This is a genomic window from Actinomyces sp. oral taxon 181, from assembly GCF_018370895.1.
Lineage (GTDB): Bacteria > Actinomycetota > Actinomycetes > Actinomycetales > Actinomycetaceae > Pauljensenia.
Window position 1 is genome coordinate 71,627 of the sequence record NZ_JAGYZL010000007.1, and the last position, 25,523, is coordinate 97,149.

Here is a 25,523-nt window from a genome sequence, read left to right on the forward strand (position 1 = left end):
TTAATTCTCCTTTAGTTGATCCGTAATCGAGTGGTCACCGCGGCCGATCGCCACGGCGCCCGATTGAACGAGTTCGGTGACGCCGTAGGGCTCAAGTGCCCGCAGCAGCGCCTCCAGCTTGGGTAGTGAACCGATCGATTCAATAACGACCGCTTCGGGATGGACATCAACGACGTGTGCGCGGAACAAATCCACGATCTGCAGCACCGAGGTCCGGCACGTTTCATCAGCACGAACCTTCATGAGCAGCATGCGACGCTCGACGGCCTCGTCGGGGTTAAGCTCAACAATCTTTAGAACATTGATCAGCTTGCCCAGTTGGCGCTTGACTTGCTCAATGGGGGCGGTGTCCGCATCAACAATGATGGTCATGCGGGAAATATCGGGGTGCTCGGTCTCCCCCACCGTCAATGACTTGATATTGAAGGCTCGGCGAGCAAACAAAGCGGAGACGCGGGTCAGCACGCCGGGCTTGTTTTCCACCAGAACAGAAAGCGTATGCCTCATCAGTCTTCCACCTCCCAGTCGGGGGCGATATCTCGCGCGTAGCGGATATCGTCATTGGGGACGCCGGCTGCAACCATCGGCCACACCATAGCATCTTTAGAAACCCTAAAGTCCAACAAAACCGGACGATCGTTAATTGACATGGCCCATTCAATGGCCTCTTCAATCTCTTCAGCATTGCGCACGGTCCGCGCGGCCATTCCATAGGCCTGAGCAAGCATCTCGAAGTTCGGGATCTGCTCACCATCTTGCGGATTCAGGGTCGTGTTCGAGTAGCGCTCACCGTAGAACAGCGTCTGCCACTGGCGGACCATTCCCAACACGGAGTTATTGATCAGCGCGACCTTCACAGGAATTCCGTTCACAGTGCAGGTTGCCAGTTCCTGGTTAGTCATCTGGAAGGAACCATCACCATCGATCGCCCAGACGACCGATTCGGGGGCGCCCACCTGAGCGCCCATCGCTGCGGGGATGCAGTATCCCATGGTTCCCAAACCACACGATGAAATGAAGTGGGAAGGCTTTTCCAGTTGAAGGAACTGAGCCGCCCACATCTGGTGCTGTCCCACACCGGTCACGTAGATCGCATCGGGACCGGCAATCTCAGAAAGCTTCGAAATCACCTCTTGGGGAGCCATGAAACCGTCGCTCGGCTCGCTCCAGCCAAGCGGATACTTCTCACGCAGACGGTTGAGGTAACGCCACCATCCCGAAAGGTCCGGACGCCCCAAGCGCTCGTAGGCCTCGGGAAGAGCAGCATTCAGAGCGGCCAAGGCGGGCTTCAAATCCGCAACCACGGCCACGTCTGCGTAGCGATTCTTCGACATCTCTGCCAGATCAATATCGATGTGCACAATGCGTGCGCGAGGCGCGAAGGAGTCCAGCTGGCCGGTCACGCGGTCATCAAAACGCGCGCCCAAAGCCACAATCAAGTCCGCGCGCTGCAGTGCTCCAACCGCGGGAACCGTACCGTGCATACCCGGCATCTTGAGGTTGTGCGGGTCAGAGTCAGGGAAAGCTCCGCGTGCGGGAAGCGTTGTGACGACTGCTGCGTCGGACAATTCCACCAGCGCGCGTAGTTCTTCTTCCGCACGGGCGCGGACGAGGCCACCACCGACGTAGAGCACGGGAGCCTGGGCTCGCGCGATTTCCTCGGCGGCGCGAGCAATTTGGCGGGGAACGGGCTCGAATGCGGGCTCATAGCCGGGAAGCTGCAGCTCAACCGGCCACTGGTATTCAAATTCTTCAACCTGAGCCGAACGGGTAATGTCCACGAGGACCGGACCGGGACGACCGGTCGAGGCGATGTGGAAGGCTTCAGCCAGACGCTGAGGGATCTCAGCCGCGCGAGTGACCAGGAAGGAATGCTTTGCCAAGGGCATCGATGCCCCGACGATGTCAGCTTCCTGGAATGCGTCAGTTCCGATCAACGACGCACCGACCTGGCCGGAAATCACAACGATCGGGACCGAATCGATATTCGCGTCTGCGATTGCTGTCAAGGTATTCGTCGCGCCCGGACCCGAGGTCACAATGGCAACACCGACCTTCCCGCTTGCCAGTGCGTAGCCTTGCGCGGCGTGTCCCGCGCCCTGCTCGTGGCGAACCAAGATGTGGTGCAGTGACGAGCTCATCAGGGGATCGTAGGTGGGAAGAATTGCTCCACCGGGCATACCGAAAACGTCGGTGACCCCCAGGGCTTCAAGGGTATTCACAATGGCCTGTGCGCCGGTCATGACCTGGCGTTGTTCTTCAGTCATCATCAGCCTTCCAGTCGGTTCTACGCTTCCGCTTCAAGGAGCGCGGTTTGCGCCGCAATTCCTTGGCGAATCATGGGGTGTTGGCATGAAAAAATCCCCTTCACAGGTGCGGGCGCGTTCTTCTCTGTTCCCGAGGCCGAAAACGCGTAGCGCAAGTGCGCGGGGATTGTGGCGTGCGTTCCATCCGACAATTCACACGGCAGGAATCGCACGCCTGGGTACGATGACCGAGACGAGAATTCCTGAAATGCGAAGCTTCATCACGTCTCTAACCGTACGGGCTTGAGTCACCATCGGCCTTTTGATCTCACAGTTCAAGATAACTGGGACCTTGGCCTCAAAATCGAAAATTTGTCAGACGTGAGCTAAGAGCAATTAGCACCATTTCCGCAGAATCTCGCGAATCGCCCATTTTGTCCTTTCCCAGAAGAGTCAGATACTGAAAACGGATAGAAAAAATCCTGATCACCAGACAATGGAGCCCTCACAGTGGAGATCTTATTTACCAAGCTTGCTGATCAGCCTGTCCTGTTCTTGTTCCTCCTCATTGGCGTGGGAATGGCTTTTGGCCACATCAAGATCAAGGGCATCGGGTTGGGCGCAGCAGCTGTCCTTTTCCTTGCAATCATCCTGTCCGCATGGGCCGAAACCTACGGAATTCACCTGCGCGTTACCCGAGAGCTGGGCACACTTGGCCTTGCACTCTTCGCCTTCGCTATCGGTATGAACTCCGGTGCTTCTTTCTTTCACAACATCAAGAGCGCGGTCGGTCCTATCTTGGCAATGGTTGCTCTTTACGGCGTATCCGCAGCCGCCGGCGAAGTTATCGGCCGCATGTGGGGAATGGACCCCGCACTCATCGCCGGCACCTTCGCCGGTTCAGTAACCAACACTCCGGCTCTGTCCGCTGCTGGCGAGGCCTCGGGGAAGTTGGACCTTGCGACGGTCGGTTATTCGATTGCTTACCTCTTCGGCGTCGTCGGAATGCTCATCGCTTCTGCAGCAGCTCTCTCTTACGGTAAGCGCGATAAAGATGCCCCCTCTCCCCTGGCGAACCGTACGATTCGCGTCGAGCGCGGTGACCACCCTTGCATCGGCGATATTCACACAATGATGGGTTCAAAGGTCACATTCTCGCGTCTGCGCCGAGGCGAAACCGGCCCCATTATGCGTCCCTCGATGAACGACACCCTTGATCAGGGCGACTTGGTAACCGTCGTCGGCCCCCGTGAATTGGTTGCCCGAGTTGCAACTGAGCTCGGTCATCCCTCTTCACACTCCTTGATCGAAGACCGCGCATACTTGGACTTCCGTCGCGTGACGATTTCTAACCCGAAGCTCGCCGGTCACACCGTTGAAGAGCTGGGCCTGGCGGATAAGTACTCCGCAACAATTTCCCGAGTCCGCCGAGGCGACGTGGATATGATCGCCGAACCCGGCCTGATTCTTCAGCAGGGTGACCGCGTTCGTGTCGTGGCACCAACCTCAAAGATGCGCGAGATTACGAAGTTCTTCGGTGACTCCGCACGTGGCCTCTCCGACCTGAACCCAATCGCCTTGGGCGTCGGCATGGCACTGGGCATTCTCATTGGCGAAATCCCGATCTTTACCCCAACCGGTGCTTACTTCTCGATTGGTTCGGCTGCTGGAACGTTGATCGTCGGCCTGATCTTCGGACGTCTGGGACGCATTGGTCCCTTCGTGACCGCAATGCCTTTCACGGCCGGTCAGGTTCTGGCTGAGTTTGGTCTTCTGGTCTTCCTCGCGCAAGCGGGTGCTAACGCCGGTGGTCAGATCGAAAAGGCTTTCACCTCTGGCACCTGGCTGCAGATCCTCTTGCTGGGCATCATCATGACCTCGATCATGGCCGTTGGCCTGTACGTCGTCATGCGCTGGATCTTCAAGATGGGTGGAACGAAGCTCTCTGGTCTACTCGCTGGTGCTCAAACGCAACCCGCAGTCCTTGCATTCGCGAACTCTCGCACGAATATGGATCCGCGCGTCTCTTTGGGCTATGCACTGGTCTACCCCGTTGCCATGATCGGCAAGATCCTCGTCGCACAGATCATGGGCGGCATGTAATCGCTCTCTCGCTGTTTTGAGTGCAGTCAATCGAGCCGCGCTCAAAACAGCCACCGACGAAACTAAAGTTTGGGCCCCGCACCAGCAGGTGCGGGGCCCAAACCCTTGTCTCAGCGAAGACCTCAGTCACGCGGCTTTTCGCGCATTTCCCAGGTCTCGATAATGTCGCCTTCTTGAATGTCCTTGTAACCCAAGGTGATACCACATTCGTAGCCCTCGCGGACCTCGGTGACATCGTCCTTCTCGCGGCGAAGCGATGCGATCTCCAGGTTGTCTGCAACAACCACACCGTCGCGGACCAGGCGAGCCTTGGTTCCACGCTTGATGGTGCCATTGCGGACAATCGAACCTGCGATGTTGCCGAACTTGCCGGAACGGAAGACCTGACGGATCTCCGCGCTGCCCAGTGCGACCTCTTCGTAGATCGGCTTGAGCATGCCCTTCATCGCGGCCTCGACATCGTCGATCGCCGAGTAGATGACGTTGTAGTACTTGATCTCGACGCCCTCGGCATCGGCCAGTTCCTGAACGCGTTCAGCCGGGCGGACATTGAAGCCAATAATGACCGCGTTGTCCACGGTTGCCAGGTTGACGTCGTTCTGGGTAATTGCACCAACACCGCGGTGGATGATGCGAAGAGCAACCTCTTCGCCCACATCGATGCGCAGCAGCGAGTCTTCCAGGGCTTCAACAGCACCGGAGACGTCACCCTTGATGACCAGGTTGAGGGTATCGACCTCGCCTTCCTTAAGGACCTTATCGAAGTCCTCAAGGGAGACGCGCTTACGGCGCTTGGCCAGCATGGCCTGACGTTCTGCGGCCTCGCGCTTATCAGCGATCTGGCGGGCAGTACGGTCATCGGTGGCGACCAAGAAGGAGTCACCAGCGCGAGGAACCGAGGTCAAGCCCAGCACTGCAACGGGGGTCGAGGGTCCGGCCTCGGCGACATCGTTACCGCTGTCGTCGAACATCGCACGAACACGGCCGTGCGAGGAACCGACAACCAGGGAATCGCCGACGCGCAGGGTACCGCGCTGAACCAGCATGGTCGCCACTGCACCGCGGCCCTTATCCAGGTTCGCTTCGATAGCGACACCGCGGGCATCGGTATCGGGGTTCGCTTCAAGGGTCAGCGCTGCATCAGCAGTCAGCAGCACGGCCTCGAGAAGCTCACGGATACCCTTGCGCTGCTTGGCCGAGATGTCGACGAACATGACGTCGCCACCGTACTCTTCGGCAACCAGGCCATATTCGGTGAGCTGGGCACGAATCTTATCGGGGTTCGCGCCTTCCTTATCGATCTTGTTGACTGCAACAACGATCGGCACGCCAGCGGCCTGCGCGTGGTTGATTGCTTCAACAGTCTGAGGCATGACACCGTCATCCGCTGCAACCACGAGGATCGCAATATCGGTGACCTGCGCACCACGAGCACGCATAGCGGTGAAGGCCTCGTGACCGGGGGTATCGATGAAGGTGATACGGCGAGGAGTTCCATCCTCGGACTTCACCTGCACCTGGTAGGCACCAATGTGCTGGGTAATGCCACCGTGCTCAGAGTCGACAACGTCGGTGTGACGGATGGCGTCGAGCAGCTTGGTCTTACCGTGGTCGACGTGGCCCATGACCGTGACGACCGGGGGACGCGGCTGCATGTTCTCTGCATCGTCCAGCTCTTCGGCTTCGAGGTCGATGTCGAAGGACTCGAGCAGTTCGCGATCCTCATCTTCAGGCGAGACAACCTTGACGTCGTAGCCGAGCTCTGCGCCCAGTGCTTCGAAGGTGTCCTGATCCAGCGACTGCGTGGCAGTTGCCATCTCTCCCAGGTGGAAGAGGACGGTCACCAGCGCTGCGGGATTGACGTTGATCTTCTCAGCGAAGTCAGCAAGAGAGGCACCCTGGCGGATGCGGATCTGCTGTCCATCGCCACGAGGAATCGAAACGCCGCCAATGACGGGTGCGTTCTGCTGTTCAAACTCTTGACGTTTTGCGCGCTTCGACTTACGTCCGCGCGAGCTCTTGCCGCCACCGCGACCGAATGCGCCCGGCGTTGCACCGCGGCCGCCACCGCGACCACCGCGCGGCGGAGCGAAACCGCCACCGGCATTTGCTCCGGGAGCGCCCTGGCCGCCACCGTTACCGCCACCCGGACGGGTACCGCGGCCTCGGCCACCACGAGGACGTTCAGAAGAAGGTGCGGGGCCACCCGAGCGAGCGAAGTTCGCCTGTCCGGGCATCATCCCCGGGTTCGGACGCGGGCCGCCACCGGAAGGTGCGCCACTGCGCTGCGGACGAGGTCCACCCTGACGTGCTCCCTGAGCACCACCGGGACGTGCCGGGCGCTCGCCCTGTGCGCCACGTGCGGGACGGTTTCCACCGCGACCGCCCTGGCTGCCACCGGGACGGGGCATTCCCTGGCTGGATGCGTAGGGGTTGTTTCCGGGGCGAGGGCCACCGGGACGGGGTGCTCCGGGACGAGGCGCACCCGGCTTGGCTGCAGAGCCACCGGGACGCGGGGCGCGAGGAGCTCCGGGCTTGGGAGCACCAGCTGCAGGCTTGGGGGCTTCCTCATGGCTTCCACGAGCTTGGCGCGGTGCCGGTTTGGGAGCGCGGGGTGCAGCTTCGGCCTTTTCGGCTGCTGCGGCCTTTGGTGCTGCCGCCTTGGGCGCACGAGGCCCAGGCTTATGAGCAGAAGGCTTGGGAGCTTCGGCAGCTGCAGGAGCGTCATCCTGTGCGGGTGCTGCCGGGGCGGTTTCAGCGGTCTTGGCGGAAGCCTTTGCCTTGGGCTTGGGGGCCGCCTTCTTCGGGGCGCTCTTAGCGTCACCCGATGCTGAACCGGAAAGCTTTTCAAAGTGCTCGCGCGCTTCACGCGCTACGGGCGGTTCAAGTGCGGACGAAGAAGCTTTAACGTATTCGCCCTTGTCTCGCAGGTAGGCCAGCAATTCCTTGCTGGGGATTCCGAGCTCTTTGGCGAGCTCGTGGACACGCAGTTTTGCCACTTTTCTCCTTGTTCGGGAACGTCCCCGAACGGAGACGTATCACTGATATTGCAGGCAGCTCATCGCTGGGTACTCATCGGGTGCCCATGGGCTTTCAACCCGCTTTCGCTACTCGTTGTCCGGCGCCCTGTGCGCCGCAGACAGAATTTCCTTCCCCAGTTCAGCCCACTGTTCGTCAGTCATTTCTACTGATCGACGCAGTGAACGCCCGATCGCCCGCTTGCGGCGGGCGAGGTCTAGGCAGCGGGCCTCGGGATGAAACCACGCTCCCCGACCGGGAAGTTGACGACGATGATCAACATGCAGATCCCCGTCAGAGGTCGCAACAACACGGATAAGTTCCGCACGTTGCGCGCGTAATCCACACCCCACACAGGTGCGAAGCATCAGAGTGGAGTCAGACACGCCTTTAAGCTTAGCCGAGTCAGTCCTCTTCCAAGCCATCGGATTGTGAGCGACTGATCACGTCATCCGGTGTAGACGAACGCGATGCCAGTCCTTCTTCGCCATTCTCAGTGTCGGAATGGATGTCGATGTGGTAGTCGGTCAGACGCGCGGCAAGTCGAGCGTTCTGCCCTTCCTTACCGATTGCCAGCGAAAGCTGGAAGTCGGGAACGATCGCTGTTGCAGTGCGCTGTTCCACGGAGTGAACGACAACGCGAGCCACGCGCGCAGGGGACAGCGAATTTGCAACGAAACGTGCCGGATCTTCAGACCAGTCCACGATGTCGATCTTTTCGCCACCAAGTTCCGTCATCACCGCACGAACACGCGAGCCCATCGGGCCGATGCATGCGCCCTTGGCATTCACGCCTTCGCGGGTAGCAACCACGGCAATCTTGGATCGGTGACCGGCCTCGCGGGCAATGGCCTTGATCTTAACCAGTCCCTGCTGAATCTCGGGAACTTCGCGCTCGAACAGTCCCTTGACCAAACCGGGGTGGGTGCGCGACAGGGTGATACGAGCACCGCGGTCGGTACGCTCGACGGAAACGATCAGTGCGCGCAGGCGGGTTCCGTGCGAGTAGTCCTCTCCGGGGACCTTCTCTGAATCGGGAAGAATGGCCTCGAAATCATCGGCCAGCTTCACGGTGGTCATACGCGAGTCACGCGACTGCTGCACGACACCGGTCACAATCTGACCGGTCTTGCCGGCAAAGTCACCCAAAACACGCTGATCATCAGCATCGCGCAGGCGCTGCATGATGACGGAACGCGCGGTGGACTGTGCAATGCGGCCGAAGTTCTTGGGGGTGTCATCGAATTCGCCGATGGGGTTACCCTCTTCGTCTTCTTCGGTGGCCATAACGGTCACGCGACCCGTGCGCTTATCGATCTCAATTCGAGCCTTTGCAATTGCGCCGGGGATGTTGTGGTACGCCTTCAGCAATGCCTCTTCGATGGCATCAACAAGGGTATTGAGCGATACCCCTTTCTCATGTTCGACCATTCGCAGGGCGGTCATATCGATTTCCATAGCGTCCCTCATTCCCACGAGCCGAAGTCGACGCGCGAACGCGCCTTCTTGATCTCGTCATATGCAATTGTGTGGCTTTCAGCGCCAGTGTCTACAGTAGCGCCTTTATCATCGGCATTGCTGACCCGTCCCAGAAATTTGTCACCATTTCGCATCTTGACGCTGACCAATCCGCCAATTTGGCGCTTCCAATGGTCAGGTTTCTTCAATTCGCGTTCGAGACCCGGAGTGGAGACTTCCAGCATGTATGCGTCAGAAATCGGGTCAGCGGCATCCATAGTTTTGGAAATTGCGCGTGAGATATCCGCGAGCGCATCCGAGGAGAGCCTTTCGCTTCCCAGGGGCTCTTCGACGGTGATTCGGCAGACCAGGGCGCCATTCTGCTTGAGAATAGTCACCGCATCAAGTTCGGCTCCGGCCCCGGTGACAATACCTTCAACCAGCGCACGGACTTGTTCTTCAATCTGTGTGGGTGCCACCTTCACTCCTTCACGCGACACGGTATTCTAGGCAATCGTACTCGTCTTTTGACCATGGGATGATGTTGTTGTGAAACACCCGAAACTCTTCACTGCGTTCGTTGCTGCCTGTGCTCTTAGCCTTGGAGCGTGTGGAATCCACGTGGAATCCCCCAGTAGCCTGCCCGCTTTGACCGGTTTCGCACTGTCCCGTGACACCTCTGCGCGTACCGAGGCCGCCGCCGCCGATCGCGCGCATTCCCTTGCTTCCCTTGCCACCCAATGCGCCTCGTGTTCTTCCGCTCTCGAGGCCGTAGCTGCAAGTTCCCGGGAACGCTTGGAATTCCTCGGAGGAGTATGGGAGCCATGGAAGGGCCGCGAGGATGCCGCTTCACTCCCCCAGCCCGAAGCGATTGCAGAAGCTCCCTACACGGTGAAGGATTTCGTCTCCTGGCTGGTCATCTCGGCTCGCCGAGATCTTCAGACCGCAGCAAACCCGGCCATGACCTCGAGCGAAGAGGCACGCCAGCTTGGCGCAGTCGCGCTGGGGCGCTACGCCTCGGCAGTGCAATTGGCGAATGCCTACGCAATTGACTTGGATGAGGGCGAGCACGATGTTGATGCGCTGGCTCAGCGCCTGATTGGCCAAAGTGGAAAGACGCCTTCGTGGATTGTTCACACCGGCACCTCTTCAGATTTAGCCCTCCCCCAGCCTTCACAAACGACTTCTGCTTTCGCGAACTCGGAACAGGCCGCTCAGACAACGGCCAATTGGGATTGCATCGCTCAGACACTTCCGAAGTCCGCGGTGACAAGCGAGGACTTCTCATCGGCAGAAACTATTCAAAACGCGCTTCTTGATCGGGCCTCACGTTCTTTAGAACGCGGAAGCAAAGACACGCGCCAGCTGCGCTGTTCGATGCCTGATCACTCCCCCGCCTCTCTTGCTCAAGCATCAATGCGTGCGGATATCAATCTCTTCGCTTCAGACTCCCAGGATGTGCGACTTTTCGGCGCTCGCGCCGCACTGGATGATGTTCGCCTGTGGGCCAAAGCTCCCGGTGTCTCGATTCCAGCGGTGGTGACACTTCAATGAGCACGGAAAGTGACAACACAAAACTGGCCTGGCAAGGCGTTGTTCCCACAGGGGATGCCAATTCGCCCCATATTGAGCTCTCCGATTCGAGGGTTCTGGTTTCGGGACGTTTTGCTTTGATCCTGATCGACGATGATCACGTTGTTGATTCGGGAATGTGGTACGAAATCCAAAACGCGCGATGGAACGGTGAAAAGCAGGAACTTCGCGTGACCTGGGTTGATCCTTCCCGCACCCCTTTGACTCTCAAATCCAGCGACTCGTCAATGCGTCCTTTTATGGAAGACCTTTCTGAGAAGGTGAACCGCACGCAGGTCGTTGTCCGAAATGTCACGGCTCCTTCTGGAACGGTGATCACCGGACAAATTCGCAGGCGTGAAGACGGTGAGCTGTTCTCTGTCCTTTCGGCGGGCGGCCCACTGGATGATGAAGGAATCGCAGTGGCTCATTCATTCGAACGCCAGCTGCGAGAAAGCGTTGGACTGGAGTAGTACCTGCCGCAGGGGCTATTGTGCGCGTTCGGTAAAGCGGCGACGCACTTCTTCCAGACGCATCAGCTCTCGGAATGCTTGGGTGTACTGCGGATCATCTTCGCTCAGGCGCTGAAGGTTCGCATTCGCATCGGCCAGCCTGCGCGTCACGTCCAAACGCACCATTGCCCCCATCGCTCCGCGACAGTATGCGCGAAGCTGATCTTCGCGATCCTGCGGCAGCGGGGCAACCGCAAGTTCCATCAAAACCGCTGCAACTTCGGGAATCATCAGCTCGCGCACGTCATCAACGAAGGCGCGAGTCGCTGCTTGCACAGCTTTCTCCCCTTTACCGAAATGTTCTTCGGCCTGACGAAGAAGTTTGACAAAAGCGTCAAGACCCCCTGCGGCTCGAATCGCGTCGTGAACTGCGCGGTGGGAAGGCACCGAGAATGCCTCTCCCCCAAGTTCTTCAAATCCCGAGCCCACCACATACATGGGGTATTGAACCAACGCTTCTAAGGCCTGGCGTTCAATCTTTGACACGGGGTCTTCGGGACCGCGCCGTGCGGGCATGGGGGCCGAGGCCTCGGGAGTCGCTCCCCCGCGCCCGTTCGAGGCCGGGCGCGAGCTCCCAGAGGAGCGAACCGCACGCGCTACCTCAGAAATATCCATACCAATCCAGCCAGCGAGCGACCTGGTGTATTCGCGTTGGAGAGCGCGGTCACGAATGCGAGCGACCACGGGAGCAGCGGCACGAAGAGCCTTAACGCGACCCTCCGCAGTCCTGAGATCCAATTGGCGCAGGACGGAGCGAATGACGAACTCAAAAAGCGGAGTCCGAGAGTTCACCAGCTCTACAACCGCACGCTCGCCTTGGGCCATGCGTAATTCGCAGGGGTCCATACCGTGGGGCTCGACGGCGACAAAGGTCTGCGCCGCAAAGTTTTGATCCATATCAAATGCACGAAGCGCAGCTTTTTGACCGGCAGCATCGCCATCGAAGGTGAAGATCACTTCACCACCATGGGTCTTCCCATTGCTTAAAACGACTCCCGCCGCACTATCGGCGGTATCTCCCAGCAGTCGGCGAACAATCTTGACGTGTTCTTCACCAAAAGCGGTGCCACAGGTTGCAACAGCGCAGCCGACACCCGCAGCGTGGGCAGCCATGACATCGGTGTAGCCCTCAACAATGACAACCCTGCGTCCCTGAGTGATTTCTTTCTTCGCAAGATCCAAACCGTACAGGACTTGGGACTTGTGATAAATCGGCGTTTCAGGGGTGTTGAGGTACTTCGGGGATTCTTTGTCCTCATCATTCAAACGCCGGGCACCAAAACCAACAGTCGCACCCGTAATATCGCGGATTGGCCACATCAGCCTTCCACGGAAACGGTCATAAAGTCCGCGGTTACCACGAGTCGCCAGACCGGCAGTTTCAATCTCTTGATCGGTGAAACCCTTGGAACGAAGGTGACGCGTCAGTGCATCCCACGAGGCCGGAGAGTAGCCGATCCCAAAGTGACGGCACATCGCTTCATCAAAGCCCCTCCGTCCCAAAAATTGACGCCCGAGGTGCGCTTCGGGGGAGGTGAGCTGCGCCTGATAAAACTCCTCAGCCACGCGGTGTGCATCAAGAAGGCGCTGACGACGCCCCGGCTCCTCACGGCGAAGCGTCCCGCTTCCCGCGGCCTCGTAACGCAGAGTAATCCCGGCTTTGAGGGCCAAGGCTTCTACGGCCTCGGTAAAGGAAAGAGAATCAACTTTCTGAACAAAGCTGATGACGTCTCCGCCTTCTCCACAGCCAAAACAGTGCCAAAACCCCTGAGAGGGACGAACGTGGAACGAGGGCGTGCGTTCATCATGAAATGGGCACAATCCCTTCAAAGAATCAACACCCGCAGGGCGCAGTGCGACGCGCTCGCCGACGATTTCTTCAATGCGCGAGGCATCACGTACGGCGGCGATGTCTTCTTTGAGGATCAGGCCGGCCATGAGTTCAGTTTAGCGAGTGGACACTTCCTTAGCAGGGGCATGTGGATTGGCACCGGGGCTCTGTTTAAAGCTGCGAGGAGAGCATCCCGCACAGCTTTGCATGCCAGCGTGAAGCTGAGATATCGGTCAACGAGGCGACTTGGTCGATAACGACCCGCAAACGCTTCCCCTCATCCGTGGTTGCGCGCCATTGAGCGGCAAAGGGAGGTTCAAGATCTTCGGGGCCGGCGTTGATAAGCGCGTCAACCAAGTCATTGAGCAGCGTGCGCTGCTGATAGTAAACAGGTTCACTTTCGCGCGGGCTCATGACATAGTGGACAGCCATGCCCTTAAGAACCTGAATTTCTGCCCGGGTTTGCGCCGGAACAACGAGCTCCGCGCGATAGCGGCCCAGGGGTTCGTCTCCTGCAATTTCACGGGTGGCCGCGACTGTCGCGTTACAAAATCGGCCGATCAGTTCGCTGGTGAGGTCCTTTAAGGCAGCCAAATCCGCATATGAGCCACTGAAGGCACTGAGCCATTCGGGCATGGTCACCAGGCGCTCAAACGCCTGAACCAGATCGTCTTCAGAAACTGAAGTCCCGTACCACTTCATAGTCGAGTCGATGACACCCTGGGTATGCGCATCGCTGCACAAGTTCTCAAGATCCATCTTTCCGGTTGCAACCGCGTCTTCGACATCGTGCACCGAGTACGCGATGTCATCGGAAAGATCCATAATTTGAGCTTCCAAACAACGCGCCCCGGGAGTCACGCCTTCACGCATCCATTCAAAAGTCGGGCGATCATCGTCGTAGACCGAATACTTTCGCAAGGACTTTTCCCGGTTCGGGCCTTCACCCTTCGCCCAGGGGTACTTGCAAATCGCATCAAGGGTTGCGCGCGTGAGATTCAGTCCAGCGGGGCCTTCCTCTGCGATAACCTTTGGTTCCAGGCGTGCAACGATTCGCAGTGTCTGCGCATTCCCTTCAAAGCCACCGATTTCAGCCGCAAGTTCATTGAGTGCACGTTCACCATTGTGTCCAAATGGCGGATGCCCGAGGTCGTGGGAAAGACATGCGGCATCGACAACATCGGGGTTGGCCCCCAGTTCCTTCCCCAGCTCGCGTCCCACCTGCGCAACCTCAAGGGAGTGAGTCAGGCGCGTGCGCACGAAATCATCCGAGGTTGGCCCCAGGACCTGCGTTTTTTCACCCAAACGTCGTAGTGCTGAGGAATGCAGCACTCTGGCTCGATCGCGTTCGAAATCTGTACGCACAGAGGACTTCTGAGTCTCTGAAACATAACGGTCACGGTCTGCGGAGCTATACGGATACTGAGTGTGCACGTGATAAGCCTAACTGCTTCAAGTACCCTTTCGATGCCTAAAACTGCAAGAATAGGGCTGTGAATGCAACGAAGGGGACCCGGGTAGTAACGACATTGGTCCATGCTGCCCGAAAAGGCACCCACCCGTGGTGGCATTCATCTGCAATTTGCCGCATCCCCAGTCGCGTTGATCATGAGCTTGCTCAGCTGCTGAGCAAGGAAGCGATTCAGTTCGCCAGGGTGGGCGTAGATGCCCTACTTATTTCCCCGATTCCACAAATGATCTGGGGAGTCAATCCGGAACTCGCTGCTCTTGTCAGGCATTTCCATAGGGTCGGCGTCAAGATCATCGTCCATCTTCCCGCTGCAGCTGAATGGAATACTCACGATTTCAACGGGCCTTATTCCAGCGATGAAACGGTAACAACGCTGCTTGGCCGCGTGCGAGCATGCGTTGACGCGGAGGTCGACGGGATTGATCTTGGGACCTTGCCGCTCACGCAATACGGACCGAATTCATCTGAGCGTCAAGAGTTCATGCATCTACTTCGCCTGGTGATGGCAGAGGTGGCTAATACCGATACTCTGCCTATTCTCACCTCCAGCCTGCCGCACATGGATGACGCGGATTTAAAGGAAATCCTTCAAGAGTCCTGGTTCCACCACCTGCGTAACGACACTCTTCTGGACATTAAATGGAAGAACCCTGAGCTCTGCGATTCGATCGCAAATACTTTCATGAACCGTGACCCTTTGGGGCACGTGGCAGCATGGCCAGCTCTTCCCTACGAGGACAGCGAGTTCCATCGTGCGCGAACTCTATTTGCACTCTCTCTTCCAGGAGCCGTCTACTTTAATTCGCCACCAAGTGATGCCATTCCTCCTTCCTTTGTGTTGCTGATCCAGCAGGCGCTGCGTACCCGAGCTGAGCACGGAATGGGGACGGGATCCCTTGCCCACGTACGAGGCCTTGCTTGGGCTGGACCTGATTGCTTGGTCCATATGAGTGCTCAAGTTTTAGTTGTTTTCAACACCTCAGACTCCACTGTCGTTGTTCCTTCAGAGCACCGGCCGCTTGTTTCGACGGGGGTTTTATCCACTCAGCTCAACAGTGATACCCCGCTTGCGCCCGGGCAGTGTGCATGGTTTGAAACCGCACGCGTTCGACCTCGCGTTTTTGCCACGGAATAAGCGCCTCAGTCCCTTTACACTTAGGGTATTGTTCCGTCAAACCTGGAGACCACGTGGACTTCATTAAGCGACTTCTCGCGATCTTTATCCAGGCCGCAGGCCAAAGCATGAAAGAGGAAATGGGTTCCTCGAAGGGACGCAAACGTTCCTCGTCGCACTCATCCTCCCGTTCTTCCTCTTCTTCACGCAGTTCACACACTGCACGCTCTTCTTCCTCCGCCGCCCAGGCCTCGGGGAAGGGAAACAAGGTGTGGGACGTTCGCGCACACGGACTTCCTCCTTTCCAATACGAGCCGAATCCCGATGGGGATGCGGATCCCGGCGAGGTCGTGTGGACGTGGGTCTCCTATGAAGAGGACCCGACCCAGGGCAAAGATCGTCCCGTTGTCGTGCTTTCACGAGTACAGCAGGGGTTTGTTGTCGCCCAGTTGACGTCCAAGGACCACCGCAAGGATGCCGAGCAAGAGGCACATTGGGGACGCTACTGGTTCCCCATCGGAACCGGCGCGTGGGATCCGCAGGGCCGCCCCAGTCAGGTGCGCCTGGACCGCCTACTCATTGTTGCCCCCGGCGATGTTCGCCGCGAGGGAGCGACCGTAGACCACTCAACCTACAATGCCGTGTGCGACGCCCTGCGTCAGCACTGGAATGCCTAACGACCACTTCCACCACAACACTGCGAGGACCCACAATGACCGATTCCGCTGAAATTGCACGCCTGAAGGCCGAGGCCGCGCAGGCCGCCGCCGAAGCCGCTGCCGCAAAGGCTCAGGCTGCGCAGGCTGCCCTCGATGCCGCTCTTGCCGCTCAAGGTGGCCAGGGCGACCAGAACGAGGCCGCATCCCAGGCCGCCGCTGCCGATGCAGCAACCGAAAAGGCCGAGGCCGCGCAGGCCGCCCTCGATAACGCTTTGGCTGAGCAGGCAGCTCCTTCCGAAGCTGCTCCCGCCCAAACCCCGGAAGCTGCGCCTGCGGAAAGTGCGCCGGCTGCCCCGGCTGCGCCTGCGCAAGCCGCTCCCGCCGCCCCGGCCCAGGCCTCGGCAAGCGAAGGCGAACTGCAGGGCTACGCGGAGCAGGTCCGCGCGGGCTACTCCTTTACCTCGCCTTCGATGCGACTGGGTGCTTTCTTGGATGGCGATACTCCGGTTCCCGGCGCACCTGTTGGAATTCCGCTGGGACTGATGAACCGCCACTGCTTGGTTGCCGGCGCAACCGGTACCGGTAAGACGCGAACCCTACAGCTGATGGCCGAGCGTCTCTCAGAAGCCGGAGTTCCCGTTTTCGTCACCGATATCAAGGGTGACCTCACCGGTCTGGCTCAGGCGGGTACCTCTTCTGAGAAGCTCCTTGCACGTTGCGCAAGCATTGGTCAGAACTGGGAAGGTAAGGCATTCCCCACGGAACTGCTTACCCTGGGTGGCCGCGGCGAAGGCGTGCCGATCCGTACAACCATCACCGAATTCGGACCGCTTCTGCTTTCGCGCGTGCTGGGCTTGAACGACACTCAGGCCTCAGCCCTCCAGTTGATCTTCCACTGGGCCGATGGTCAGCAGCTCGCGCTGATTGACCTCAAGGACCTGCGTTCGGTCATCGACTACCTGACAAACAACGACGAAGGCAAGGACGAGCTCAAGGGCATCGGTGGTGTTTCCCCAGCAACTGCAGGCGTAATCCTGCGTGAGCTTGCTGCTCTGGAGGCCTCGGGCGGCGATGTTTTCTTCGGTGAGCCCGCCTTCAATATCGCTGATCTCATGCGCGTGTCGATGGACGGTCGCGGCGTCATTTCGTCGCTGGAACTTCCCGACCTGGGCAGCCAGGGCGCTTTGTTCTCAACCTTCCTCATGTGGCTCTTGGCTGAGCTCTTTGAAACTTTGCCGGAAGTGGGCAACCCCGATAAGCCGAAGTTGGTCTTCTTCTTTGACGAGGCGCACCTGCTGTTCACCGATGCCTCAAAGCAGTTCCTCCAGGCAGTCGTGCAGACAGTGCGTTTGATTCGTTCTAAGGGCGTGGGCATTGTCTTTGTTACCCAGTCCCCCACCGACGTCCCCGACGAGGTTTTGGCTCAGCTCGGTTCACGCGTTCAGCACGCACTGCGTGCGCACACTCCAAACGATGCGGCAAACCTCAAGAAGGCAGTTTCGACCTTCCCGACCTCTCCCCTGGATCTGGCTGAGGTGCTGACTTCGCTGGGTACCGGTCAGGCTGTCGTGACGGTTCTGGATGAGAAGGGTCGCCCGACCCCGGTTGCTCCGACCATGTTGGATGCACCCGCCGCTGTCATGGGCCCGGCTGATCCAGGTGTTGTCTCTTCAATCATTAATTCCTCGCCGCTCTTGTCGCGTTATCGTGACGCGGTTGATAACGAATCGGCATTCGAATTGATGCAAGCGCGTCTTGCAGATGCCGCTAAGGCCGCTGAGGAGAAGGCCGCTGAGGCACAGCGTCAGCTTGAAGAAGCGAAGGCGCAGAAGGAAGCCGAGAAGCAGGCAGCGAAGGAAGAGGCTGCCCGCCAGAAGGAACTTGAGCGCTTGCAGCGCGAGGTCGAGAAGGCCGAAGAGCGTAAGCGTCGCGAGGCCGAAAAGGCTGAGGAGCGTCGTGCACGCGCCACACAGCGCGTGATTGAGTCGACGGTCAGGTCCGTTGGAACGACTGCAGCACGCTCGCTAACGCGTTCAATTTTGGGAACACTATTTAAGTAAAATCCACGATTTTTGAGTACTTCTGACGCTTTATCGAAGTTATGTCACAACCCTTGTCGGATATTTCACCTTATAGTGCGAAAGGGAATACGATCGCCAAAAATGGAGTTGTCAGAAGTGATAGCAATGGTGCGGCCCTTGCGGTTCGCACGTTTGGATAGGTTTTAGGAGAACAATATGACTCACGCACACCCCGTTGTTGCAGCAGCTTTGCAGCAGGCTCTTGTTGATCTGACCGATCTGTCGCTTCAGGGCAAGCAGGCACACTGGAACATCGAAGGCCTCGGCTTCCGTTCGCTCCACCTGCACCTGGATGAAATCATCGACCAGGTTCGCCTTGCCGCTGATGATGTTGCTGAGCGTATGTCCGCCATCGAAGTTGCACCCGATGCGCGTGCGGCGACCGTTGCAGCGACCTCGCTGGTTGATCCGATGGAGCCCGGCTTCCTGCCCACTGATAAGACTGCTCGCCAGTACGAAGAGCGCCTGCTTGCAGTGTCCGAGCGTATCAAGGCAACCCTTGATCCCGTTGACGAGCACGATCACCTGTCCAACGACCTGCTGATCGGCATTGCAACCGGCCTGGAAAAGCAGGCCTGGATGCTGCGCGCAGCAACCAAGGATCTCAACTGATTAGTTGAGTCTGGCTTCAACTGGGGCGCCTCTTTGGAGGCGCCCCAGTTTTGTCTTTCAATCTCAGGAACCTCTCAAGGCGTAGTTCACCCCCGAAAAGCACTCCGGAGGCTTTTATTCGCGCCCGAGCCTGGCCGCCAATTCCCGAGCAGCCCACTGACCGGGCGCGCTCTCACGTCCGCTCACGGCAACGAAAGAGGCAACTCCCCCATCTTCAGGTTGAGTCGCACGCGTCTGGCGCCCAAACTCGCCCATCGCTAAAACGATTGAGGGAACCGACACGTACTCAGCCGCCCACCTCTGGACCAATTCAACATTGAGCGCGTCGCGCTCCGAATTAGCCAAAACCGCAAGCTTTGCAACATCTGCGCCCAAGGCCGCCATAGTTTCCAAAAGCTCTCGCATGATCTCCGATTCGGGAGTCACCTCGAAGTCATGGAAGGACATGACGACCTTCGCACCCGCGGCGCGAACCTTCTCGGTCAATGCAGGTGCCGCCGGAGCCATTTCCACATCTACCGCGTCCATCCCGCACCCAGCCAGCAGCTCAACGATCTGACCATAAATCGGCGTTGAAACTTCAGCCTTTCCGCCCTGAGCAACTGTGCGGACAGTAGCCAAAACGGGCACATCCGAAGCCCCCAAGATCTTAGCCGCAGACCTCGAAATTTCTTCACGGGCCTGGTCACTCAGTTCCTCACCTGAAAGTCCCGCAAGAACATCCAGGTAGTCCACGCGCCACTCGAACATATCGTGCGGCTCACTCGAAGCAGCTTCGATCTGAGCAATTACACCACTCACGTCCCCCGCCATTAGAGGAACAATGAAAACCACCGGCTGCCCGCCACCTAAAAGCACTCGGCCACGTGGAGGAATAGCACCCGCGGGGTCAAGCACTCCAGCGCCCACGCCCGAAGGCGCAACGCCGTAGGCCTCACCCAAATCACTGCGTCCAATAACAACAGGCTCCATGACGTCCCCTCTACTCAGCAGTCCTTTAGTAGCCAACTTCTGCATGATGAATCGACGCCCGCTCGGCGTCCGTCAAGTATCGGTGATCCAACCACCCGTCGGGCAGGTGCGGGGTCTTCTCTCCCCCAGCGCGCCCACGAGGCCCACGCGCGGCCTCAGGAAAATCTTGATCAAGGTCCAAATCGGCCAGGCGAGCGCTGAGCTCATCGAGAGTAGAGACCATCCCCAACGCATGGCGCTGCGGCCCACCCACCTTGAAACCGCGCAAGTACCAGCCGATGTGTTTGCGCATTTCACGCATCGCTCGATCTTCGTCGCCTTCTTCTTCCACGCACCAGCGCGCATGGGTTTCGATGATGGAGGCAACCTCGCGAAGGGAGGGTGCTGGGAAAGCCTGCCGCCCGTGGTAGGCGGCGACGATATCGCGGAAAATCCACGGACGCCCCTGAGCGCCTCGGCCAACCGAAATGCCATCGCACCCGGTCTGACGCAGCATCTCCATCGCATCCGCGGCCTCGAATACGTCGCCATTACCGAAGAGCGGAATATCCAGGGCTTCCTTGACGCGCGCAATGTAATCCCAGTGCGCTTGGCCCGCGTAGTGCTGAGTTTGGGTGCGAGCGTGTACAGTTACGGCCGCAGCACCAAGTTCCTGGGCGATCTGCGCGGCCTCGAGGCCGGTTTCGTGCTCGCTATCAATTCCCATGCGGATCTTTACCGTCACCGGGATCTCACGGCCACGCGCATCCCCGCTAACCTGAGCTTGGGTCACAACCGCACGCAGCAGGTCGGTGTAGAGGTCCCGTTTCCACGGAAGCGCCGCTCCCCCGCCCTTTCGCGTGACCTTGGGGACGGGACAGCCGAAGTTGAGGTCAATATGGTCGGCGTACTCGCCTTCGATCATGATCTGGGTCGCGCGCGCCATGACCTGTGGGTTCACCCCATACAGCTGCACGGAGTGCACGCGTTCGGCGGGGTCAGGCCGAATCATTGCCATCGTGCGCGCATTGCCCTCGACCAGGGCTCGCGAGGTCACCATTTCCATGACGTACAGGCCCGCTGGCGCATCGACGTGGGGCGTGAGTTCCGCGCCCGCTCGACTTTCTTCCCCGTGTTCCGAGGCCGAGGCCGGGCGAGCGCTTTCAGCAACGCCGGGAAGAGCAGCCGGGCTGGGAATTCCAGCCAGGGGCGAAGGCCCACCCAAGGCCTCTTCACCAAACATGCGGCACAATCGACGGAAAGGCGCATCCGTCACTCCGGCCATTGGAGCCAAGACGACGGGAGTAAACAGCCGCAGTGGCCCAACCTGTAAGCAGGCTGGGCCACTAGCGTGAGACTGCGAGGTCACTCAGCAAACTCCCAAGCGCTCAATCAGGTAGGACTTAACCTGGTCGAGCGGGATGCGGACCTGCTCCATCGAGTCACGCTCACGAATGGTGACGGCGTGATCCTCAACGGAATCAAAGTCGTAGGTAATGCAGAAGGGCGTTCCGATTTCATCCTGGCGACGGTAGCGGCGGCCAACGGCACCGGCATCGTCGTACTCGATGTTCCACAGGTCGCGCAGCTCCTGAGCCAGTTCCTGTGCCGGACCAGTCAGTTCATCCTTACGAGACAGCGGCAGGACAGCAACCTTGACGGGAGCCAGACGCGGGTCGAGCTTGAGCACAACGCGCTTGTCGACGCCGCCCTTTGCGTTGGGGGCTTCGTCCTCGTGGTAGGCCTCGATGAGGAAGGCCATAAGGGAGCGGGTCAGGCCGGCGGAAGGCTCGATGACGTAGGGTGTCCAGCGTTCGCCGGTCGTCTGGTCGAAGTAGTCGAGCTTGGCGCCACTGGCCTCAGCGTGAACGCCGAGGTCGTAGTCGGTGCGGTTGGCGATACCTTCGAGTTCGCCCCATTCGGAGTTCTGGAAACCGAAACGGTATTCCAGGTCAACGGTGCGCTTGGAGTAGTGGGAAAGCTTTTCCTTGGGGTGCTCGTACTCGCGCAGGTTTTCCTCGGCGATACCAAGGCCGACGTACCATGCCTTGCGGTAGTCGATCCAGTACTGGTGCCATTCTTCATCGGTTCCCGGCTCGCAGAAGAACTCAAGTTCCATCTGCTCGAATTCACGGGTACGGAAGATGAAGTTGCCGGGCGTGATCTCGTTGCGGAAAGACTTACCAATCTGGCCGATGCCAAAAGGCGGCTTCTTACGTGCCGCGGTCATGACATTGGCGAAGTTAATGAAGATTCCCTGTGCGGTTTCGGGACGCAGGTAGTGCAGACCGGCCTCGTCGTCAACGGGACCAAGGAAGGTCTTCAGCAGACCCGAGAACGCCTTGGGTTCGGTCCACTGGCCACGAACGCCACAGTTGGGGCAAGCAATATCTTCCAGCGTCAGGGAGGATTCTTCAACGCCCTTCTTATCCGCGAGCTCTTCGATGAGCTGATCTTCGCGAGAGCGCTTGTTACAGTTCAGGCACTCAATGAGCGGGTCGGTGAAGGCTTTGACGTGTCCGGATGCAACCCACACCTCGCGGGGCAAAATCACCGAGGAGTCCAAGCCAACAACGTCTGCACGGCGGCGAACCATGTAGTTCCACCATTGACGTTTGATGTTCTCTTTGAGTTCCACACCCAGCGGGCCGTAGTCCCAGGCGGAGCGAGTACCGCCATAAATCTCACCGCAGGGGAAAACAAAGCCGCGACGCTTAGCAAGAGAAATAACTGAATCAAGACGAGAGGTGGATGGCTGTGCCACGAAAACTCCTTTATTAGGGCTCACCGCACCTGGCTGGCGCAGTGGTCTGTGCATATTTTAGCCGGTGAATGCTTGGGGAGCTTGGAGAGTGCCACGCGAGCCAGTAATTGCTGAAAAGTCAGCAGATTGCTTTGCAATATTCCCTTGTCATAGCATCAAGGAGTGCGCATGGTGATTTCGACCTTGGCCTACACGATCCCGCGCGAATTGGTCATCGTGTGGGTCCTTGCTTTTGCTCTGCGTCTTCTTTTCATTCTTTTTGTCGCATTCAGTAAGTCGCGTTTAGCGCAGCGAGCTTGGCCCTTGACGAACGTCCACACATTAGATCCGGCGAGTTTTCTACGCCTGTGTGCGTGGACTTTGTTTGCTCTCCTTGCTGGAATGACGGTTTTTGCTCGGCAGCACGGCTTTTCCATGCACATCGTGCTTTTTCTTGGCTGGAGTACGTGCGCTTCTATTCTTCTAATCCCACTGTGCCGTCTGCCGCTGGACTTTCCAACATGGCTGGATCCCAGATGGCACGACAGTGTCCGCAAAGGGCTTGTTGACGAATTAGGAAATCTTCTTCCCCGCGGCGGCACGGTTCGTACCACTACAGAACTCACGCTGGGCGATAGCCAGAAAAAAGAGTTCTCAACTCGTATTGGCCTTCCTCTAGGCTGGCAGCGCGTTGAGGAAATGCCCTCTTATCTCACGCCTACTCCTTTGGCCCCCGTTGTTCTGATCGCCCAAGGACCTATGGATTACAAGAATCTGCGGCCATCAACGCTGACAATCTGCGCAACTCCGGCAAGCAGTGAGCAACGTCTACCGCTGGGCACTTTGAGCGAGGCAATTTCCAGACAGATTCCGGGGTGGTTTACGCTCGACGAGATCACGCAGAGCAAGCCGAAAGCGTCCCTCATGTGTACGGGAACATACACTGATGAAGGCGTTTCCTTGACAGCTATTCAATGGTCATGGGTTGAAAAACTTGACTCGTCGACATTCGTCAGGATCACCGCCACAGCAACAACAACAACGCGCATGTTTCCCGAGCATTTCAAGGATATGGGAACGATGGTGACGAAGATGAGCGTGGCACCATGAGCACGTATTTCTCCGCTCCCCTCACCCTACCGACAGCCTCGGTTCCCGCGTTCATTGCCCTCGCGGGCCCCGAAGAATCTGCGCGGGAAGGTATTTCGGGGGAAGCCCAGATGGGCCTCGACACTATTTACGAGGCCGATGGTGCTTTGGGCGGGCAAGCGCAGATGCTCCTTGCACCGATCCGTGAGGACAGTACTCCCCTCACGCAATTTGCGGTGTCACCGCGTTACCCCTCTTCCGGGGTTCGCAGGCAGTGCGCCTTCATCGCTCCGGGACAATCGACCATTCTCAGTAGTTTAAAAGAACCTGAAACAACCCAGGTTTATCGTGCGGAAACGCACGATGTACCGCAGATCGTCGCAGAGTTTTCAACCTTTCCTTCCCTCAAGAATCGGTTCGATGGTCCCAAACGTGTGCCCATCGAGTTCATTGATGCGGCAAATTCCGGTGATGCCGTAGCCGCGCACGACATCCTTCTTGAAGAGTTGGAGAAATCGAAGAAGCGGTCATCTTTTACTCGTTTCGTTAGGGAAAAGAACTGGGAATACGCCGTGTGGACAAGCTGGATGCGAACCCCTCAGGGCTATCATGTGCACCGCAGTTACACTGTTCTCTCTGTTCCTTGGGCGGCATACGTGGTGAATGCACGCACCCTTCCCGAAAGCTATCTGACACAGCCCTCCAATGCGCACGATCTTGCTCAGCCTTCGGGTCCGGTAGGAGACTTGGAGAAGTGCACGCGAACAGAGCTGTGGAGCCAACTGGCACGCTTCTTCGCTGTGTAGCCAATATCTTTCTCAGCTGAAGAGCTCTTCTCACTATCGGAGGCTATTTTGCAGAGAGAACAGGAACTTTCTTAACAAATATAGGAACTGATGGGGCCGACTATGCAATCGAACATTTCTTTGGATAAATCATGTTCGTAGTCCTTATTCCGCTCACCGTTGTGAGTATCGGCTTGTTCATGTGGTGGATTGAAACCTATACCGACTCACCGCTTGCAGTTTTCTGGCGCGCCATTTCATCAGCAAGCCATTTAACTCGTGGTTTCTCGGTACGAATTCCTCTGTTCTGCTTAGGTGGCCTCATAGTATGCACGTCTGTTTTGGCAGAGCTCTCTGGCGTACCGCAGTGGACCTACAAGTCTCTAAGGCTATTTGGCTACTTCTTGTTCGCCGTTGCAGCAGCCTATTTCCTTCCCCTCCCAGTTCCTCACTGCGTTGATGCGAACTGGCAATGGCACAAACGCCGCGGGCTCATCGACGAGAAAGGAAATATTATCCCCACTGGCTCCGCCATCGCTGAAACCTCGATACTCCAGATTGAAAACACCGCCATGACACTCACTGCAACTTGTACACCTCCTAGCAGGTGGCACTCGCTTGCCACATCTGCAATTCAGAAACCCACGCGAGAAACACTCCTCCTCGCACTCACCGGTCCGGATGATCCCAACGCACGTTTTACCTCTACGATCACCCTTACCGTGTCACCCATCAACACTATCCCTCAAATAGGCGATCTCACCGAGGCTTTACGTACCACAATCCCCGGGTGGATCACCCTCGAAGAGATTCCTAGTCCCCGACCGCCAGGAGCCATCATGTGCACCGGAATATACATTGATGAGGGGACATCTTTTACGAGTATCCAGTTCCAATGGGCGACACCCACTACACCGGCGCCTCTCCGCTTTACAGCAACGCTAACCACAACGACACATCTATTCCCAGCATGTGCCTCCGACATCTTCACTGTGATCAATACTCTAAAAATTACGCAATGAACACTCAAAATCGATCAGCCATCGAGGTATCAACACCTCTCGCGCAGAAGAAGAAAACATTTCCACGATCAGAACCAACCAGAGTAGAGTGACGCCAGAGAAATGAGTGTGGGGAGCAGCTGTAGCTGCTCCCCACAGTAATTTGGCCGATGTGCCTTTCAGCCGACGCGCCGGATGTGCCCAGAGGCGGTCAGCGACCAGCCAGCGGCCACGACCATCAGAGAGATAAGGCCCAGCAGGTAAGCGGCCGTGGGCA

The 25,523-nt window shown here is 58.1% G+C and carries 21 protein-coding genes; 10 read left to right on the forward strand and 11 right to left on the reverse strand.

The genetic code is table 11. The annotated features are described in order from the left end of the window. On the reverse strand, nt 1-507 hold the full coding sequence (ilvN, locus tag KHW85_RS04690; protein ID WP_178704653.1) for an acetolactate synthase small subunit: 507 nt from the start codon (nt 505-507) through the stop codon (nt 1-3). Then, a complete protein-coding gene (locus tag KHW85_RS04695) occupies nt 507-2,270 on the reverse strand; it encodes an acetolactate synthase large subunit (protein WP_291458994.1) in 1,764 nt (587 codons plus the stop codon). The genes ilvN and KHW85_RS04695 overlap by 1 nt, the downstream gene beginning before the upstream one ends. A 486-nt stretch (nt 2,271-2,756) precedes the next feature. On the opposite strand from KHW85_RS04695, the gene KHW85_RS04700 reads away from it, so the two are divergent. Beyond that, nucleotides 2,757-4,349: a TrkA C-terminal domain-containing protein gene (locus tag KHW85_RS04700; RefSeq protein ID WP_291458995.1), complete on the forward strand. Its 1,593-nt coding sequence runs from the start codon at nt 2,757-2,759 to the stop codon at nt 4,347-4,349. A 122-nt stretch (nt 4,350-4,471) separates the two neighbouring features. Here the strand turns inward: KHW85_RS04700 and infB are convergent, their stop codons facing one another. The 4 genes from infB to rimP form a co-directional block, all read right to left on the reverse strand. Beyond that, complete coding sequence (gene infB / locus KHW85_RS04705) at nt 4,472-7,348, reverse strand: translation initiation factor IF-2 (protein ID WP_291458996.1); 2,877 nt, start codon at nt 7,346-7,348, stop codon at nt 4,472-4,474. A 108-nt stretch (nt 7,349-7,456) separates the two neighbouring features. Beyond that, complete coding sequence (locus tag KHW85_RS04710) at nt 7,457-7,753, reverse strand: YlxR family protein (RefSeq protein ID WP_291458997.1); 297 nt, start codon at nt 7,751-7,753, stop codon at nt 7,457-7,459. Between the two features lie 19 nt (nt 7,754-7,772). Beyond that, nucleotides 7,773-8,825 carry a transcription termination factor NusA gene (nusA, locus tag KHW85_RS04715; protein WP_291458998.1) on the reverse strand — a complete coding sequence of 351 codons (1,053 nt, stop codon included), beginning with the start codon at nt 8,823-8,825 and terminating at the stop codon, nt 7,773-7,775. Between the two features lie 8 nt (nt 8,826-8,833). After that, the gene (gene rimP / locus KHW85_RS04720; protein WP_291458999.1) at nt 8,834-9,304 is read right to left on the reverse strand and encodes a ribosome maturation factor RimP; all 471 of its coding nucleotides are present in this window, start codon (nt 9,302-9,304) and stop codon (nt 8,834-8,836) included. 142 nt (nt 9,305-9,446) lie between these two features. Between rimP and KHW85_RS04725 the strand changes: the two genes are divergently transcribed. Then, complete coding sequence (locus KHW85_RS04725; RefSeq protein WP_291459000.1) at nt 9,447-10,379, forward strand: hypothetical protein; 933 nt, start codon at nt 9,447-9,449, stop codon at nt 10,377-10,379. Next, entirely contained in the window at nt 10,376-10,870 is a 495-nt protein-coding gene (locus KHW85_RS04730; RefSeq protein WP_291459001.1) for a hypothetical protein, read from the forward strand. Before KHW85_RS04725 ends, KHW85_RS04730 begins: the two co-directional genes overlap by 4 nt. Nucleotides 10,871-10,885: 15 nt before the next feature. Here the strand turns inward: KHW85_RS04730 and dnaG are convergent, their stop codons facing one another. Next, nucleotides 10,886-12,847 (reverse strand): DNA primase, encoded by a 1,962-nt coding sequence (dnaG, locus tag KHW85_RS04735; protein WP_291459002.1) that lies wholly within the window; start codon nt 12,845-12,847, stop codon nt 10,886-10,888. Between the two features lie 64 nt (nt 12,848-12,911). Beyond that, a complete protein-coding gene (locus KHW85_RS04740; protein ID WP_291459003.1) occupies nt 12,912-14,174 on the reverse strand; it encodes a deoxyguanosinetriphosphate triphosphohydrolase in 1,263 nt (420 codons plus the stop codon). Nucleotides 14,175-14,233: 59 nt separating this feature from the next. On the opposite strand from KHW85_RS04740, the gene KHW85_RS04745 reads away from it, so the two are divergent. The 4 genes from KHW85_RS04745 (at nt 14,234) to KHW85_RS04760 (ending at nt 18,677) form a co-directional block, all read left to right on the forward strand. Continuing rightward, nucleotides 14,234-15,346, forward strand: coding sequence for a hypothetical protein (locus KHW85_RS04745; protein ID WP_291459004.1), 1,113 nt, complete (start codon nt 14,234-14,236; stop codon nt 15,344-15,346). 53 nt (nt 15,347-15,399) lie between these two features. Beyond that, nucleotides 15,400-16,002 (forward strand): type II toxin-antitoxin system PemK/MazF family toxin, encoded by a 603-nt coding sequence (locus tag KHW85_RS04750; protein WP_291459005.1) that lies wholly within the window; start codon nt 15,400-15,402, stop codon nt 16,000-16,002. 35 nt (nt 16,003-16,037) lie between these two features. Next, nucleotides 16,038-18,044: a helicase HerA-like domain-containing protein gene (locus tag KHW85_RS04755; protein ID WP_291459006.1), complete on the forward strand. Its 2,007-nt coding sequence runs from the start codon at nt 16,038-16,040 to the stop codon at nt 18,042-18,044. 177 nt (nt 18,045-18,221) lie between these two features. Then, nucleotides 18,222-18,677 carry a DNA starvation/stationary phase protection protein gene (locus KHW85_RS04760; RefSeq protein WP_291459007.1) on the forward strand — a complete coding sequence of 152 codons (456 nt, stop codon included), beginning with the start codon at nt 18,222-18,224 and terminating at the stop codon, nt 18,675-18,677. Nucleotides 18,678-18,791: 114 nt separating this feature from the next. Here KHW85_RS04760 and aroD read toward each other — a convergent pair whose 3' ends face one another. The 3 genes from aroD to KHW85_RS04775 form a co-directional block, all read right to left on the reverse strand. Then, the gene (gene aroD / locus KHW85_RS04765; RefSeq protein ID WP_291459008.1) at nt 18,792-19,694 is read right to left on the reverse strand and encodes a type I 3-dehydroquinate dehydratase; all 903 of its coding nucleotides are present in this window, start codon (nt 19,692-19,694) and stop codon (nt 18,792-18,794) included. After that, a complete protein-coding gene (gene dusB, locus KHW85_RS04770) occupies nt 19,675-20,913 on the reverse strand; it encodes a tRNA dihydrouridine synthase DusB (RefSeq protein WP_291459014.1) in 1,239 nt (412 codons plus the stop codon). Before dusB ends, aroD begins: the two co-directional genes overlap by 20 nt. An 84-nt stretch (nt 20,914-20,997) precedes the next feature. Continuing rightward, the gene (locus KHW85_RS04775; RefSeq protein WP_366494736.1) at nt 20,998-22,392 is read right to left on the reverse strand and encodes a glycine--tRNA ligase; all 1,395 of its coding nucleotides are present in this window, start codon (nt 22,390-22,392) and stop codon (nt 20,998-21,000) included. Nucleotides 22,393-22,560: 168 nt separating this feature from the next. Here KHW85_RS04775 and KHW85_RS04780 point away from each other — a divergent pair, with 168 nt between their 5' ends. The 3 genes from KHW85_RS04780 (at nt 22,561) to KHW85_RS04790 (ending at nt 25,267) form a co-directional block, all read left to right on the forward strand. Then, nucleotides 22,561-23,481, forward strand: a complete 921-nt coding sequence (locus tag KHW85_RS04780; RefSeq protein WP_291459010.1) for a hypothetical protein — start codon at nt 22,561-22,563, stop codon at nt 23,479-23,481. Then, nucleotides 23,478-24,266 carry a hypothetical protein gene (locus tag KHW85_RS04785; protein ID WP_291459011.1) on the forward strand — a complete coding sequence of 263 codons (789 nt, stop codon included), beginning with the start codon at nt 23,478-23,480 and terminating at the stop codon, nt 24,264-24,266. The genes KHW85_RS04780 and KHW85_RS04785 overlap by 4 nt, the downstream gene beginning before the upstream one ends. Before the next feature lie 131 nt (nt 24,267-24,397). Then, the gene (locus KHW85_RS04790; RefSeq protein ID WP_291459012.1) at nt 24,398-25,267 is read left to right on the forward strand and encodes a hypothetical protein; all 870 of its coding nucleotides are present in this window, start codon (nt 24,398-24,400) and stop codon (nt 25,265-25,267) included. The last annotated feature ends 256 nt before the right edge of the window (nt 25,268-25,523 follow it).

Excerpts from the sequence above, each read along its gene's own strand:
- ilvN (WP_178704653.1), bottom strand. The coding sequence starts at position 507 with ATGAGGCATACGCTTTCTGTTCTGGTGGAAAACAAGCCCGGCGTGCTG.
- KHW85_RS04695 (WP_291458994.1), bottom strand. The coding sequence starts at position 2,270 with ATGATGACTGAAGAACAACGCCAGGTCATGACCGGCGCACAGGCCATT.
- nusA (WP_291458998.1), bottom strand. The coding sequence starts at position 8,825 with ATGGAAATCGATATGACCGCCCTGCGAATGGTCGAACATGAGAAAGGG.
- KHW85_RS04730 (WP_291459001.1), top strand. The coding sequence starts at position 10,376 with ATGAGCACGGAAAGTGACAACACAAAACTGGCCTGGCAAGGCGTTGTT.
- dnaG (WP_291459002.1), bottom strand. The coding sequence starts at position 12,847 with ATGGCCGGCCTGATCCTCAAAGAAGACATCGCCGCCGTACGTGATGCC.
- KHW85_RS04755 (WP_291459006.1), top strand. The coding sequence starts at position 16,038 with ATGACCGATTCCGCTGAAATTGCACGCCTGAAGGCCGAGGCCGCGCAG.
- KHW85_RS04760 (WP_291459007.1), top strand. The coding sequence starts at position 18,222 with ATGACTCACGCACACCCCGTTGTTGCAGCAGCTTTGCAGCAGGCTCTT.
- aroD (WP_291459008.1), bottom strand. The coding sequence starts at position 19,694 with ATGCAGAAGTTGGCTACTAAAGGACTGCTGAGTAGAGGGGACGTCATG.
- dusB (WP_291459014.1), bottom strand. The coding sequence starts at position 20,913 with ATGGCCGGAGTGACGGATGCGCCTTTCCGTCGATTGTGCCGCATGTTT.
- KHW85_RS04780 (WP_291459010.1), top strand. The coding sequence starts at position 22,561 with ATGGTGATTTCGACCTTGGCCTACACGATCCCGCGCGAATTGGTCATC.
- KHW85_RS04785 (WP_291459011.1), top strand. The coding sequence starts at position 23,478 with ATGAGCACGTATTTCTCCGCTCCCCTCACCCTACCGACAGCCTCGGTT.
- KHW85_RS04790 (WP_291459012.1), top strand. The coding sequence starts at position 24,398 with ATGTTCGTAGTCCTTATTCCGCTCACCGTTGTGAGTATCGGCTTGTTC.